Raw genomic sequence first — 16,106 nt, 5'->3', positions numbered from 1 at the left:
CATTAAAAATGAATTATTGCTTGTAATGCAAAATTATTGACCTTTACCGAATTCCCAATAACCAAGCGATTCAATCCTGATGCTGTAGCTTTATCTGGATAACCATAGTCCTTGAAATATTGAAACTGCACACTCAAAAAGTGATAAGGAATTACTGAAAAACCAACGCCAACGCGTTTTTTAGGTAGTCTTAATGCCAACGCCTGAAATGAATAATCATAAAACCCGATCATTTTAAAAGGGATGTTTTTAATTTTAAGATCATTGGCACTCTGAACGCTGAAGGCTTTAGGCTGCGCCCCTTTATTATTGTAACTCAATTCTCCTTGATCAAAAGGACGTAGAGCCATCACATAAGTAAGATAGGTACTCCATGTGTTATTTTGCAGATTGACGTAACCAGAAAATCCTGGTACATCACTTCGAATTCGCTGAGATAAAAACCCGCCAAACCCTTTATTGTATTGAGATAACTGAGTCTCGGCAAAAGAGCGCAGGTAGCTTCCACCTACATCAAAATGTGCATCATGCACTCCAATATTAACATTATAATACAATGGCGATGATGAGGATTTTATTCGTGAGTATGGCTCGAAAAGCGAAACATTGGCATAAGCATAATCATCATAACTCAATACAGTAGTTACTTCATTGGTTTGCCCAAGTGCCTTGGTCAATGGTTTGTAGATTAAATCATTTCTATAACGCCCAAAAGTCAACCATTTTTTTCCGGTTTCAAAAAAAAGTTGGGAGGGATACAGATCAAAGGTGTCATAAAGTTGTTCAAAATAGAGTGACGGCGCAATTGGAGTCGGTACTGTGTTGTAAATCAATAAAGCGTTCACTTTATTCCAGTCCGTCAAAAGCCATTCAGAACCTAGTTTGATATTGGATAATTGTTGATTCAATAAGTAGCGTTCGCCCTGAGCCGCTGAGTTTGTCGCGTTAAAAAATATATGCCCATCATAAGTAAAATTTTTATGATCAAACAGACGGTCTGCTGAATCAGCAAAAGTAATAAAACTGCACATAATTACTGATAAGATAATACCAGTTATCAAAAATAATTTTGCCATATTGCGCAAATGATGAATGACTCATAAATACAAATGAGAATCATTATCATTTAAAATCATTGAATTTGGAACATCTATTTTTATCAGGTCAGGAAAATACACTCCAGAAGCTCTAGATCGCTAATGATTTAAATAGGCACAAATTAAATGGGATTATTAATAAGTTAAAAATATTAACTCCTAAACAGTTTCGACGTCCCGTGGCTTGTCCACGGGACGTCGAGACTTCGAGATGTGTATCTATTTAAATCATTCGTCGATCTGGTGATCTACTCGAAATGGTACTATATTCAACCTACTTATCAAAAATAACTACCAGATTACGCCCCAACTGTTTCGCTTGATATAATGCCTGATCTGCCTGTTCTATAATTGTTGACCCACTCTTGAACCCATCAAAAAAGGAGATGCCAGCACTGAATGTAACGCTAAAATGTTCATTCTCAATTATAAATCTGCATTGCGAAAACTGTTCTCTTAAATTATCTGCAATAGTTTTGGAATGATGAGGTGTGGTTCCAGGAAAAATCAAAGCAAACTCCTCCCCCCCATAGCGACCTACATTATCCTGACTGCGAATTCTCGATAAAAACATGGACGATAATTTTTTTATGACCATATCACCAACAGGGTGCCCGAAACTATCATTTATTTTTTTGAAATGATCGATATCAACCATAATAAATGACAAAGGCAAATGTTCTTGTCGTGCTTTCGCCAGTTGAATGTCCAACTGATTTAAAATACTGGAATGATTCAATAACCCGGAAAGACTGTCCGTTGTCATATAATAATTTAAAATGCTTGCCCGTTTTGATCGTGATCTGACAGCGGAAATTAAATGCTGTGGTGAAATCGGTTTTGTTAAAAAATCATCACCACCCAGACTGATGGCAAATAACTTCTTATCTTTATCGTCTTCGGTAGATAAAAAAATAATTGGAATCTTAGTATATCGACTTTCCTGACGAAGTACTGCAGCCAATTCGAAACCAGTACACTCCGGCATGTAGACATCCATTAACAGGAGATTCGGTTTAAATGACTCAAGCTCTTTTAATAAATTCAAGGGATTGGTTATCGCTCGAGCGTTCATCCCTGCTTGATTTAAAATCAGTGAATAATACTCAGCCAACGATTCACTGTCGTCAATAATTAAAATTCGATAAGATTCATCCGCGATGGTACTGCACTTGTAATTTAAAATTTGGGTTAATTGAATAACGTCTATTGGTTTTTGAAAAAAAGCAGTACATCCAGCACGAATTGCTTCCAGACGAGGCTTGATGTCTTCATTGGGGAGAATGCACAGTAATTGAATAGGAATTGGTTGTTCCTTTTGTAGCTCTAAAATATATTCAATTCCATTGTTCTTTAAATAATAAGTATCAAGAATTATCGCGACAGGTACTTGTTCTTCAACTGCTCGACGTAAAGTAATCAGATCCTGGATTTGAAAGGGTTCATAATCTATTTGTTTCAGACTCTCATACAATTGACGGTTTAAATTCTTGTCCTGCTCCAAAATATAAACAACCATTTTCTCAACTTGCGGTTCAGGTCTTGATTCAACCACTGGGAGTTTTTTGGGTAGCTCAAGAGACAGCACTTTTTTTAATTGATTGATATAAGACGCAATGTGTTTCTTGTCTTCTTGAGTCAGTTGGCCTTGAGTTAAAATATTTTTTAAAAATACCTCCATCTGACGCGCGGCTTTACTTAGTTCCATATAACCGTAAGTACCTGATGAGCCACATAAGCTGTGTACTTCCCTATGAAAATCCTGAAAGTGATCCACATTCCAATGATGCTGTTGTTCTTTCCAAAGCATCTCAATGCGATGAATTTTCTCAGGCAAATTTTTACTGTATATGGCGATAAGCTCATTGAGCTTGTTTTGCGCATTAATATTCATGATATTTTAACCATGCGTTCTGAATTGTTTCTGCAAGCGTCATGGGATCAAAGGGTTTAGCGATCACATCGATAGCTCCTAGCCCTTTATATTCCTCAATTTCATTAACTTGAATTTTAGCTGTCATAAAGATGGCTGGGATGTCAGAAAAATCGGTTATTTTTCGCAGTTCAGCCAAAGTGGTTGGGCCATCCATTTCCGGCATCATAACATCCAGCAAAATTAAATCAGGTATAAAGCTCTTCGCTACGTTCAAAGCTTCCTTACCATTAACACAATAACGTACAGTGAATAATCCAATATCCTCCAGAGCAATTTGCGCAATTGCTCGAATATCGTCTTCATCTTCAGCATATAAGATATTTTTAAGTTGTCTTTGTATCATTATCGATCCTTAAAAAATAAGCTCAGTTAAAGAAGATTCATGATTGTATTTAATAGAACCTCATTGGAGGAGTTTGATTTAACTAATGCCTGACTTACATATTTTGCATAATCTTCATTAAGTTGCATGTCAGAAAATACCAGTACGGGAGAATGATACTGAGCAAGCAGCGGTAAAATTTCAATGCCATTACCATCAGGCAACATTAAATCGAGAATTATTAAATCATAATCATTTTTATCCAGCAGTTCTTTCGCTTGCTGCAAATTGATGGCGGTAGAAACCAATGCGTGTTGCTCAAGCAAGGTACCTACCACATGTTGCATATCGATGTTGTCTTCAATATGCAAGATAAGAGGAAGACTGGGAGTTGAACCATTCCTTTTCTTTAATCGATTAATGGACGTTAATAATTTATTAAAATCTATAGGTTTATCAAACCAATCGACTACAGAAACCGCATCCCCATTTAATAGCGCATGACCCGTTTGAGCAATTACCGAAATAACAATAATATGTAAATCTTTAGTTCTGTCTTGCGCGCGTAACTCTCGAATAAAAGCAATCCCATCCTGATCAGGTAATATTAAATCCAGCAAAAGAGCCTGATATTGATGTTCTGCTAATAATTGTTTGGCCCGAGTAACGCTATCAGCAACATCAGCAATAAATCCTGCTGATTCTAAAAGCAGTCTGAGGTATTCAGATTGATCCTGATCATCATCACATATAAGCAATCTTCTTTGGGCTGACTGCGCATCAATTGTATTGGCTATTACAGGACTCGGTTTGACTTCGGTGACAGGAAGATCGAAATAAAATGTGGTTTGACTTCCCGGCTCACTCTCAAAATTAAGAACTCCACCCAGTTTTTCAATAATGGTTTTGCTGATATTTAAACCCAGTCCTGTCCCGCCTTTACCTCGTGTATCTGAGGAATCTGCCTGAGAAAATTTTTGAAAGATTCGAGATTGAAATTCGCTTGGTATCCCGAATCCCTTATCCGTGACCGATACACGTACTGTAGATTTTATTTGTTTCATAGTTACAGTAATGTGTTCACCTTTCGGAGAAAATTTACATGCATTTGAAAGCAAATTAGCTAAGACCTGCATTAAACGGCTGGAATCTACATCAACCTGTATGATAGATTCAGGCGGAATAAAGTCTATAAATACACCATATTTTTCCGCATACATTTTATTGGCCGCAATCGACTCAGAAATTAAATGATTCAAATCATAGGTCTTTATTTGAAAATCCATTTTCCCTGCTTCAATTTTTTCTATATCCAGGATGTCGTTGATCAATAACAACAAACGTTCACAATTATTATTTGCTATTTCAAGCAGCTTGTTCGCTTTTTCGCTGAATTCCCCCATAACGCCACTGACTAATAGGCCCAATGATCCACGAATTGAAGTTAATGGTGTTCTTAATTCATGGCTGACAATAGAGACGAATTCATTCTTTAATTTCTCTGTTCTTTTTAATTCTGTAATGTCATGCACGACTGCGACAGCGCCTAAAATATCACCATCGGAATTAACGATTTTCTGTCCATCCATAACGACATCACGTATTGTATTACTTGTAAAATTCATAATCAGTTCAACTCCATGCACCGATTCGCCCCTCAATACACGATGCAAAGGAAAATCTTCTTTGTGCAAAAGCGTGTGATCCCTAGTGGATAAACTGAAATAATCAAACAGATCATCAATAACCAGATTGTCTGCAACACCATTCATATAGTTTTGCAAGGTACGGTTTAATACGGTAATTCTACCTTTCGCATCACAGGCGATGATTCCATCTTCCAGATTATCCAACATCGCTTTTAAAAAATTTTTTTCGTTTTCTACAACAGCGATCATTTTTTTATAACTGTTTGATACGGTTAAGGCCAGACTGATTATTAATGCGGTAATTCCAGCAATAAAGAAAGCCAGATAATTGGGTTGGATTGCCTGCTCGTTTACCGGCATGTCGTGAAAAGGAATGGGAGTAAAGAGAGCTGCCGCCATACCGGTATAGTGCATACCGCAAATGGCAATACCCATAACTAACGCGCTGATAATTTTAAGATAATATTGCCGTCTTGATGAACCCTGGTTGCTTTGTAATGCGAGAAAAAGAGCCGCTTCTGCGGCAGTTATCCCGATCACGACCGAGAGAAAAAATAAACTTGGTACATAATGAATATTAACGTGACTTTTCATTCCCTCCATCCCCATATAATGCATGGTCGATATGGCAAGTCCGATAATTACGCCCCCCAGAGCAAACTGATAAATAGAATAATGGTGTTTTTGCAGAATAAAGAGAGCCAAAGCAGAAGCAAGGATAGCCATAATTAAAGAGGCAAGCGTCCAGGCTAATTCATAATCCATAGGCATGGGCATTATGAACGCCAACATGCCTATAAAATGCATGGACCAAATACCTGCCCCCATAGTGAACGCACCACCTGCAAGCCAGTATATTTTTGCGTGCGGATTTTGTTCCGCACTAAGTCGACCCACAAGGTTCAGTGCTACGCATGAGGCAAGAACAGCGACGACATAAGATAGAATTACTAATACAGGATCATACTGACCACTTATTAGATTAGATGGAATTTGGCCTACTTGAAACCAGTTGGATAAAGTAATCATATGTTCTTCCCTGAGTATCTATTACTACTTTTTAAGCGAGTATTTTATAAAGAATGTTATGAGAACCGTAATTGCGTTAAGTACCGGAATAACGCATCCCTCAATATTCCGAGCGCAACCATTATCAAAAGAAATTTCCTGAAACTCATTGTACGTTAATAAAAACTAAACCAAGTACCAATACCTAATTTTTATGATCTCATAGGAACATGAATACAAGATCATCTATATAAGTTTGGCACATGTTAGTTCATTAGTGTAATGAATCAGGCAAGCCCAAACAGAAAAAATCCATGCGCTAACAGAACTATTCCAATAATCGCTGCTATTATCGCTACCAGATAATATCCCCATCCAGAATAGACTTTCTCAGTATATTTGACCATACATTCAGGAAAGGCAAGCCACATCACTGATTTGATGACTAATAACCAGGCAATAAGTGTAATCAGTACATCTGACTCCCAAATCCAGATATTATGAACCAGAACCATCAGTATCCCGATGATTAATCCGATTGTTGCAGCAACAACTATGGTTGCACTACCTACTTTCAAATGGGTCAACATCTCCTGATAATAGGCAGCACGAGTCAACATAATAATTGCAATAATAATCAAATAAAGTCCGATTCCTTGAGCAAAAAATAGCGTGTGTAATGATTCGTGCACAATAAACTCCGTTTTGATTACACTTTATACTAGAAGTATAGTACAAAGCCGACAGTCTTTATCGGAACTAAAAGCAATAATGAATTAAAGAACCAATCTGTATGATTAATACAGGACTTTGCGCCATGGTTTGCAGATAGGGCAATAAAAACATCATGATTAAGGTCAAAACACTGCTGAATAAATCAAATAATGAGACAAAATCGAACGGAGAAAATTAGCCAGTTATATTGCAGTGAAAGAAAATTTTAATAAAATACTCATGCCAACAGAAGTAACAAGAATTATGGATATCAGATAAAAAATGACTGTCCTTAAACTGGTCTATAGTTCACAAGGCATCATTAATATTAAACTACTGCGAGTAAATCGTTTTTTTGATTCAGTGATTTATAATTTCAATTAATATTCAGATTCACACTGTCAATTTAGTTAATTCAATAATTTGCCTGTAATAATTGGTGTAATTATCAGAATCGAGTGGCGAATAATTTAAATTCTTTAATAAACCCATTAACTCAATAAAAAAATTCCGTGCGCTCTCTTTTTTTTCAAATTCATATTCTTTGATAATAATATCATTCAAAAGATTAAATAATTGTTTTTGTCTGGCTAAGGGAACGGATACATCAACAGAATCATAAGCATCTTGTTGCAAATAAACCATATCAAACATTAACGATTTCTGATAGGTGATGTAATCCTCCATCGTAATCCCCTCCTCCCCTGTCACCTGCATCATATTGAGGATATCCTGCCCCTGATGCAAGAGCTTGGTTATCTGGTTTACGTTAGCAGTCCAGGTAGATTCGAGATTGGTATCAAACCATGATTTTAGCTGATCACGATAACGTGACCATGAAATTAGTGGATCAACAGCAGGATAATATCGTTTATAAGCTCGATCGTAACTTAATCCAAGAAACGTTTTAACGGCACTTAATGTCGATTGAGTTACGGGTTCTTCAAAGTTACCTCCTGCGGGAGAAACAGTGCCCACTATCGTCAGGCTACCCACCGAGTTATCAGGACATTCAATGATACCTGCCCGCTCATATAATCCACGAATACTGCTGTCTAAATAGGCAGGGAAACCTTCCTCTCCAGGGATTTCTTCCATTCGACCTGAAGTTTCTCGCATGGCCTGCGCCCAGCGAGAAGTAGAATCAGCAATAAGCAGAACATTAAAACCCATTTGGCGATAATATTCACCTAAAGTAATCCCGGTATAGATTGATGCCTCTCTTGAAGCTACTGGCATAGAAGAAGTATTACAAATGATAATCGTTCTATCCATAAGCGTTCCGCCGGATTTCGGGTCAATTAACTTGGGAAATTCAGTAATGGTTTCAACTACTTCTCCAGCTCGTTCACCACAAGCCACAATGATGACTATATCCACATCTGAATATCGAGCAATCAGGTTTTGCAAGACCGTCTTTCCCGCACCAAATGGTCCAGGAATACAGGCTGTTCCCCCTCGAGCAATAGGAAAAAAAGTATCAATCAGACGTAAAGTAGTTATCATGGGTTGTGTTGGATAGAGGCGTTGTGCTTGGTGATTCATAATGAGCTTTTGAGCAATTGGAGTTCGTACAGGCCATTTCTGAATCATGGATACGTCCAGATGATGATGTCCCTCATCAACAAGCCGTGCAACAGGTGTGTCAACAGTGAATGTGCCCTGTTGAATCCAATCCACTTGAATATTTTGCCCCAAATCAAAAGGAACCATTATTTTATGAGTGAATCGACCTTCCTGAACAGTTCCTAAAACACTACCGGCGCCGAGAATATCACCTGCTCGAACTACCGCGTTAAAAACCCATTTTTTTCCCAGATCAAGTGCCGACTCACGAACCCCTCGAGGTAAAAAATAATTGTATTTGCTGGCAAAATTCAATAGTGGATTTTGCAAACCATCGTAAATCATTCCCAATAAACCCGGACCTAAAAGAACAGAAAGTTGTTCTCCTGATTGCTCTACTCGATTACCAATTGCAATTCCACTGGTATCTTCAAATACCTGAGCAATCGCTGTGTCGCCCTTTACATGCAAGACTTCTCCCATAATTCGTTCTTTTATCGCGACATTTCCTTGCTCGGGACAAATATAAATAATTTCATTTTTTATTAATGGTTGAGTGTTCGTTTGTTTGATCTGAACTATTCCTTCCTGAATAGCAATTACTGATGCACCGTAGTGTTCTGTTGGATTATAATTGTCGTTCATGACCTGCTTCCTTGATTAGGAGCCAAGAGCTTAGTACATAAATCATGTTCATCGATTATTAAATTAATCAATTCATCAAGATTTTTTAGAATACTGAACTTATTAAATTTGGACCAATAATCAATTATATTCCACCTTAGCAAATAGATAATGAGGAATTCGAAATCAAAATAATGGCCTGTTTCTATAATTGATAGGTAATTCCAAATGTGAACTAATAAAAACTCTTCAACAGCTAAAATATCATCCTTTGCTATTTCTACTGCTATTTTTGGAAGCCAGGGATACACTGCTTGTAATCCAAAATCAGGTTGATTCCAGTTTTGTTTTAATTTATAACTCCAACGTGTAATCCAATAATCTGTGGTGCCATCTGGCGGTATTTTCTTCTCATTTCTCATCCGAAGCGCCGTTAAAATACTGCGTAAATCCAAATACCAGGCAATGACTTCACGAACTAAAGCAGAGTCAATCTTTGGTAGATTGAGCCATTCCATTTTTGTTTCATTTAAACTGTGTTGCGGTTGAAACCAGCTGGTCCAAACCAACGATTCTATTTTAATAAGCAATTCATATTGTGTAGAAGGCAACAGTTTTAGGCGTTTTTCCAACTGAAGTCTCGATATAGGTGTTTCCTTAATTTTAAAATACGCGCTCATTCGAGGCAGACTGGAAACTACGGTATAGAATTGTGTCGTCATTGCAGCAATCCTTCCAACAATGCCCGGAATCGAGGCTGCATGTGCTTGATGAGTAATTGGCTTACGGCTTCTTCACTTAAATCCAGCACAATATCCTCATCAATAAGATGGATTTTAAGACCTGTCATATGAGTATTGGATGAATTAATTCGAACTTGCATTCCCTCTTGCAGCATTTTATTCGTGATACATTGAACCAAGGTTTTTAAAGAATCACCGTCCATTAAATCAGGATTTTTACGGATTTCATCAAAATCAAGCGCTTTTTCGGGTAACTGAATTTCAATATTTTTCGCCTTAAATGCATTCAGCTGCTCAACAGTGTTAATTCCCAATAATATAATTAACTCACGTAAGGTATTTTCGTTGTCCAATTCTTTATGAACAAGTCTTTTGACTTCCAAAGAAAATCTGTCAATTAATTTTTGTCTTAATTCAATTCGCATATTACGAGCAGCAAGCAGAAGCGCATCTTCAGCAGCTTTCTTTTCTTTTAAAATGTATTGATGCTCTTCTTCCATTAATGCTTTAACTTTAAGTTGAGCATCATTCAACATTTTATTGGCTTTTTCTTGAGCTGCATTGATTATTTTTTCGGCTTCTTCTTTTCCTGCATTAACACCATTTTGTTTTAATTTATCTATCAGTGTTTCTATCCCTTGAGAGATAGTATCGGGTGCATTTTCTTTCCTGGATTCCATAGTGAACTCCTAAAGTCCATTACTCAATACCAAAGCAAATACAAACACAAATACAGCAAAACCTTCTACTATCGCGGCTGGAGCAATAGACAAGCCAAATATTTCAGGTTTATTTTTAGTTGCATTTATCGCGCTGGCGCAACAAATTCCTTGTTGAATGGCACAAACCATCAGGGCAATACCTGTTAACATTCCAATACCAAAAAGGCCTCCGGAAACTTGTGGTGTTACAGTTCTATTTAAACTGAACATAATGACGATGCCCATAATAGCCTGAGTAGAAGGAAGTACCGAAACTCCAATATATTTTCCATACCCACCCTCAGTATCTAACATGACACCAATTGCGGCCTGACCTGCAATAGCACAGCCGCAGATACTGCCTATAGTTCCCAGCGCCATAGGTGCAAAAATCCCCATCCATCCAAAAAGCAACATAAAATCATTCATGAACAATTTCCTCCTTCCTGAAAGGCTGATATGGGTATCCATCTTCTTTGATAGACCATTTAAAAAACTCAATATAATTCAATCGTAATCCATGAATTACCGCACTCATTAAACACAACAAAAAATTCATTGTTTGACCAGCCAGTAAAATCAAAACTCCTAAAACCCAATGACTTGATTGTGTCGCCTGGTGAGCCATGGTGTTAAAAGTAATTGCCAAAGAGGCGCCGGCTAATCCTAAGGCGAATAAACGTAAATAACTGAGTATGTCGCCAAATAAAGAGGGTATTTCAGCTATAGCGACTAAACCATGGATTACCCTTTTTAGAAAAGTTAAGGGGCTTATTACAGGTTCGCTTGAAGCATAAAACATCATGAGCAACACGCTGATAATTAACATCAGAATAGCCAGCTTAGTGACAGAATTATTACTACCTATCAATCCAATTGATAACAGTACGACTGAAATGATTAAAATAATAATCCCCAGAGATTCCATTCGTTCATAATGAGTTTGGGCATACCACGAGCGTAAACCACTGGCTATACATAGATGAAGACAACCGATAAATAGTACAAGCTCCATCATCGATTTAAAATTGTTAATATTGAGTATCTTAAACTGCGCTAAAAACGTGCCCGACTTTGGTTCTATACCCCAATAACTGCCCAGCAGCACCCCATAAATAATTGAAAAAATACTGATGACTACCAATAATGGGCGTAGCCAGGATCCTGCATTATATGTTCCTATCCGTTTCCAACCAATGAGGGTAAAAACAGCGAGTACGATTCCATATCCAGCATCTGCAAGAATCATCGCAAAGAAAATTGAAAATGAAAAAAACACCATAAGTGAGGGATCCAAAGCATGATAACCCGGTGTTTGATAAAAATTTACCAATTCCTGGCCTCCCTTTAACCACGGTGGTGATTCCATCAGGGTTGGCGGTAATTCATCTTTTAATGGATCTTCAATGGCCAGGCCTAGTTGATTTACAGAACAATATTGCTCAATGAGCTTCAGTTGTGATTCAGGAATCCAACCTTGCAAAACGCTAAATTCTTGATGATCCTGAATTTTATCTTTGGCTTGATTCAATTGGGTACGATCTGAAAATTGAGCAACTTCACGAGACAGAAGATACCGGTAACGAGTCAGATTTCGTCGTTGATCAATCAAATCATCAATTAATTCATTAATTTCATCCAGTTCGTCCCGAAGACAATTTAGAGCAACTGCACCTGTATGAACTCTGGCAGAACTAAAGGGTGACAAAAGCGGTTCCTCTTCAGACAACCACACAATATAAACATGACGATGGGTTCTGTATACCTCTTGAATGGGTTGATCACTTGGAATTAATGCAATTTCCTTAAGGTTAATTTTATAAAACCATAATTTAATACCGCCTAATTCTTCTTCAGCAGGTAAAATAAAGTGCCCCCATTGAGATAATTCTTTGATTCTGGTTTTTAAAAACTCATGTCGATCAATCGCATCTCTTAATGCATGCTGATTGGCTAAAATATCTTTTACCACCTGATCTGGATTGAAATTTTTCCATAATAAACGGGATCTCCCCTGCTCTGGCGACTCGTTCAAGTAACGCAAAGCCATTTTGATCTGATCCAGCAAGGTTGTTGATGCATTTATTAAATTAGAGGTTCCTGGAGAATTTATGGCAATTAAATGGATACAACCCAAGTCTTGCAATGCATTTAAAATCGCTGATATATCGCTACTAAGACCTAAAATAGTCACTTTTTTAAACGATGCAATGCTCATGATAACTGCCTTTTCTTTTTGGCAATTTTGGAACTCACAACCGCAGCACGTTCATGATCAGATAAAAAGATCTGGATTAAACGAATATTCTTTAGCGCGGTAGGAATCAACACTTTTTCGAATAAATTTTTTCGTTGTGTAACCGTTTGAATGGATTTATTTAACAAAATCTGGCGTGATTCCATTACTTTAATATGTAATCGCAATTCAATTGATTGACATACCAAACGGATTAAACAATCCATCCAATGAGGAGAATTAAAATAGGCGTAATCAACAATTTTAAACTGGATGGATCTTAAAACCGGTAATTGAACGCCGACCAGATTCTCCTGATCTATATCAATTGTATCCAAATGGATCCATTGTTTTAGCGTTTCTGCATTAAAAAAAGCCATGGGCAAATGTGTTTCAATACGACGCTGTAATTCTGATTCCTGTTGGATATATAGGTTCATCTGTTTTTGATTCATATTCCGTTCGGACTGTAGCTTTTTTCTTTTTAATTCCAAAGAAGGCAAATATTTTTGATAATTTTTCAAATTATTTTGCTCCATGCTTAAATAAGCTTTATTCAGTTTGATTGGTTTCATAATCAACCTCCTGTCGCTTACCAGCCTGCGAATTCAAATATTTAGTAACTAATTCTTTTTTAATAAGTAATTCATTTTCGTGAAAACATTCACCAAGAGTCTGCCAACACAAATCCAGGGCTTTTTCTAAAGATATTGATACCTTGATGTCCATAAATCGTTTGCGGAATAAAAATCCAAACTTTAATAATCGTTCATCAAACTCAGAGATTTCAAAAGCCATAGCTTTTTTTTGTTCTGCTTCACAGGCTGCTGAATAGAACCGAATCATAGCATTCATTACTTGACCGTGATCATCTCTGGTTTGTTTGCCAATAACGTGTTGCTTTAATCGCGATAAAGAACCAAACGGATCGATAGATCCTGCATGCAAATAAAATTGTCCTTCAGTAATATACCCAGTATTATCAGGAACTGGATGAGTTACATCATTACCCGGCATCGTAGTGACAGAAAGTATGGTCACCGAACCAGCCCCCTGAAAATCACAGGCTTTTTCATAACGTTTTGCCAATTGAGAATACAAATCGCCCATATACCCACGATTAGATGGAACTCGCTCCATTGCAATTCCGACTTCTTTGAGTGCATCAGCAAATGCCGTCATGTCAGTCAGTAAGACCAACACACGCTTGCCTTCCTCCACTGCCATTTTTTCAGCAACCGCAAGTGCAAGATCTGGAACTAATAATCGCTCCAAAATTGGGTCTGAAGCTTGATTAACAAACATAATGGTTCGAGCGATGGAACCAAAATCTTCGAATGTTTTACGAAATGCATAATAATCATCAAAAAGTAATCCCATACCACCAAAAATAATAATATCGGCATCAGCCTGGGTGGCAATCTTTGCCAGCAATTCGTTATAGGGTTCACCAGCTATAGAAAATATAGGAATTTTCTGACTTTCAACCAAACAATTAAATACATCAATCATCGGTATATCGGTACGGATCATTTTTGACGCTAAAGTGCGTCGTGTTGGATTGACTGTTGCAGTACGAATAGGTGTTTTATCATCTTGTTCAAGATCTGGTCCGCCATCAATTGCTTTACCAGTTCCATTAAAAACTCGTCCAAGAATATTAGGGGAATAGGTCACCATCATAGGATGACCAAGAAATGTTACGGCCGAATCTGTAGCCAATCCCTTAGTACTACCATATATCTGTAACGTTACTACGTCTTCCTGTAAATGAGTAATTTGTGCTAAAAGCATTGAATCATTGGTAGTATGGACCAAGGCCAGGTCATTCAATCTCGGTACAACAAGGGTGTGATCTTTCGCTGTATGAGGTACAGTAACTTTAAGAATATCTCCTGTTATTTCTTTAATGTTCTTATAATAAATAATACCCATATCCATCCCTCTGTGTATTACGTATTCAATAAATGAACTGCAAAAGCGTATATACAAAACCTATTTCACTAGTATTACAAGATTTGCCAATCATCATTCTCAAAATGTCTCTGCCCAAATACTAATCTTTATTATCAGGCTGGCGTCGAGTTTTTTTTCTTCCCTTCATTGCATTATCCATCTTAAATTTTGAATGCTGTTCAATAAATGAATTAATTTCAGGAATAATAGTCTGACGAAATTTACTGCCATTAAATAATCCATAATGACCAACGCCCTTCGCCAAATAATATTTTTTCATGCTCTGAGGTAGATTTTTACACAGTTCAATTACTGACTTGGTTTGCCCAATTCCCGTTATATCGTCCTTTTCACCTTCAATGATTAAAATTGAAGTATTTTTAATGTCCTGCAATCGGATGTCTTTACCTTTCGATTTATATCTTCCTTTGACTAAGAGTTGCTCCTGAAAAACAGTATTGATGGTTTGCATATAAAATTCTGCTGTTAAATCCATGGTTGAGAAATACTCAAGATAAAATCGAACGGTTTTAAATGCTTCTTCTCGTTTATTTTCAGCATAATTATCAATGGCTTTTTTTAATGACTCCATATGCTTTTGAATATTCATACTCATGAAACCTGACAATTGCATAAATCCTGGATAGACCAGTCGCATTGCTCCGGGAAAACGAGTGGGTACCATGGAGATAACATTTTGCTGAAACCAGTCATCACCTCTGGAGACCGCCAGTTCATTAACAGCGGTAGGAGATTGGCTGGTATCAATAGGGCCACCTAACAAGATCGCACAACGCGGCAGAGCAGAATCATTATCGGTTGACATTAAAGCTATAGCAGCCAATACAGGAACAGTCGGCTGGCATATTGCCATGACATTGAGATCAGGGCCTAAAAGTTTAAAATACGACATGACATAATCAATATAATCATTTAAATCAAACGACCCTTCAGTTAAAGGTACATCTCTGGCATTTTTCCAATCAGTGATATATACATCATAAAAAGGTAATAGAGCTTTCACAGTATCTCTTAACAACGTGGCATGATGACCTGACATAGGGGCTACTAATAACAATTTGGGTAATGTTAAGGTGGTAATACCTCTTTTATTAAATCGCAATAAATCACAAAATCCTTTACGATCTATTGTTTCTTCATAAACATCATAATATTCATCCCCAATTTTAATTTCTTTAATATCAAAGGCTGGTTTTTCATAAATGTTGGTCATCATATGAAAGACATAAAAATAACCGTTTATCTCTCTAATGTTTTTAATATTTGATTGCATAAACGATTTAATTAATTCCTTTTGAAAATCGGGTAAAAATGGAATATTCACAGGTAAATTCATGGTGTCAGCTATTCGTCTAAACCGTTTTGACAGAATGAGACTGTAATCAGAATAAGGTTGGATAGCCCTCATTGTTAAATCATACCAATTATAAAGAGAGCGATTATCTAAAGGATTATGCAACATGGATAGAGTCCTTAAAAATAGCTGCGTCAATAAATCAGGCCAGGAACGATGTAATTTAAGGTATATAGAGT

Annotated in this window: 13 protein-coding genes; all 13 read right to left on the bottom strand. The window is 37.1% G+C overall.

Annotated features, from left to right (window positions below; all coding sequences use genetic code 11):
- Positions 1-2: 2 nt before the first annotated feature.
- The 13 genes from IZU94_RS00455 to phaZ all read right to left on the bottom strand — a co-directional run bounded on the left by IZU94_RS00455 (position 3) and on the right by phaZ (position 16,035).
- A complete protein-coding gene (locus IZU94_RS00455) occupies positions 3-1,076 on the bottom strand; it encodes an LbtU family siderophore porin (RefSeq protein ID WP_238400266.1) in 1,074 nt (357 codons plus the stop codon).
- Between the two features lie 295 nt (positions 1,077-1,371).
- Positions 1,372-2,991 carry a diguanylate cyclase gene (locus IZU94_RS00450; RefSeq protein WP_203107310.1) on the bottom strand — a complete coding sequence of 540 codons (1,620 nt, stop codon included), beginning with the start codon at positions 2,989-2,991 and terminating at the stop codon, positions 1,372-1,374.
- Complete coding sequence (locus IZU94_RS00445) at positions 2,981-3,376, bottom strand: response regulator (protein WP_203107308.1); 396 nt, start codon at positions 3,374-3,376, stop codon at positions 2,981-2,983. Before IZU94_RS00445 ends, IZU94_RS00450 begins: the two co-directional genes overlap by 11 nt.
- Before the next feature lie 26 nt (positions 3,377-3,402).
- Positions 3,403-6,033, bottom strand: a complete 2,631-nt coding sequence (locus tag IZU94_RS00440) for an MHYT domain-containing protein (protein WP_203107306.1) — start codon at positions 6,031-6,033, stop codon at positions 3,403-3,405.
- Positions 6,034-6,299: 266 nt separating this feature from the next.
- Positions 6,300-6,704 (bottom strand): hypothetical protein, encoded by a 405-nt coding sequence (locus IZU94_RS00435; protein ID WP_203107304.1) that lies wholly within the window; start codon positions 6,702-6,704, stop codon positions 6,300-6,302.
- 415 nt (positions 6,705-7,119) lie between these two features.
- Positions 7,120-8,937, bottom strand: coding sequence for a V-type ATP synthase subunit A (locus IZU94_RS00430; protein ID WP_203107302.1), 1,818 nt, complete (start codon positions 8,935-8,937; stop codon positions 7,120-7,122).
- Entirely contained in the window at positions 8,934-9,638 is a 705-nt protein-coding gene (locus tag IZU94_RS00425) for a DUF2764 family protein (RefSeq protein WP_203107300.1), read from the bottom strand. Before IZU94_RS00425 ends, IZU94_RS00430 begins: the two co-directional genes overlap by 4 nt.
- A complete protein-coding gene (locus tag IZU94_RS00420; protein ID WP_203107299.1) occupies positions 9,635-10,339 on the bottom strand; it encodes a hypothetical protein in 705 nt (234 codons plus the stop codon). Before IZU94_RS00420 ends, IZU94_RS00425 begins: the two co-directional genes overlap by 4 nt.
- A 9-nt stretch (positions 10,340-10,348) precedes the next feature.
- On the bottom strand, positions 10,349-10,789 hold the full coding sequence (locus IZU94_RS00415; RefSeq protein WP_203107297.1) for an ATP synthase subunit C: 441 nt from the start codon (positions 10,787-10,789) through the stop codon (positions 10,349-10,351).
- Positions 10,782-12,578: a V-type ATP synthase subunit I gene (locus IZU94_RS00410; protein WP_203107295.1), complete on the bottom strand. Its 1,797-nt coding sequence runs from the start codon at positions 12,576-12,578 to the stop codon at positions 10,782-10,784. The genes IZU94_RS00415 and IZU94_RS00410 overlap by 8 nt, the downstream gene beginning before the upstream one ends.
- Positions 12,575-13,171, bottom strand: coding sequence for a V-type ATP synthase subunit D (locus tag IZU94_RS00405; protein WP_238400265.1), 597 nt, complete (start codon positions 13,169-13,171; stop codon positions 12,575-12,577). The genes IZU94_RS00410 and IZU94_RS00405 overlap by 4 nt, the downstream gene beginning before the upstream one ends.
- Positions 13,149-14,531, bottom strand: coding sequence for a V-type ATP synthase subunit B (locus IZU94_RS00400; RefSeq protein WP_203107293.1), 1,383 nt, complete (start codon positions 14,529-14,531; stop codon positions 13,149-13,151). Before IZU94_RS00400 ends, IZU94_RS00405 begins: the two co-directional genes overlap by 23 nt.
- Positions 14,532-14,652: 121 nt before the next feature.
- Positions 14,653-16,035 (bottom strand): polyhydroxyalkanoate depolymerase, encoded by a 1,383-nt coding sequence (phaZ, locus tag IZU94_RS00395; protein ID WP_203107291.1) that lies wholly within the window; start codon positions 16,033-16,035, stop codon positions 14,653-14,655.
- Positions 16,036-16,106: the final 71 nt, after the last annotated feature.

Origin of the sequence: Legionella bononiensis (genome assembly GCF_016786215.1) — a bacterium.
Lineage (GTDB): Bacteria > Pseudomonadota > Gammaproteobacteria > Legionellales > Legionellaceae > Legionella > Legionella bononiensis.
This window is presented reverse-complemented; position numbering and strand designations above follow the sequence as displayed.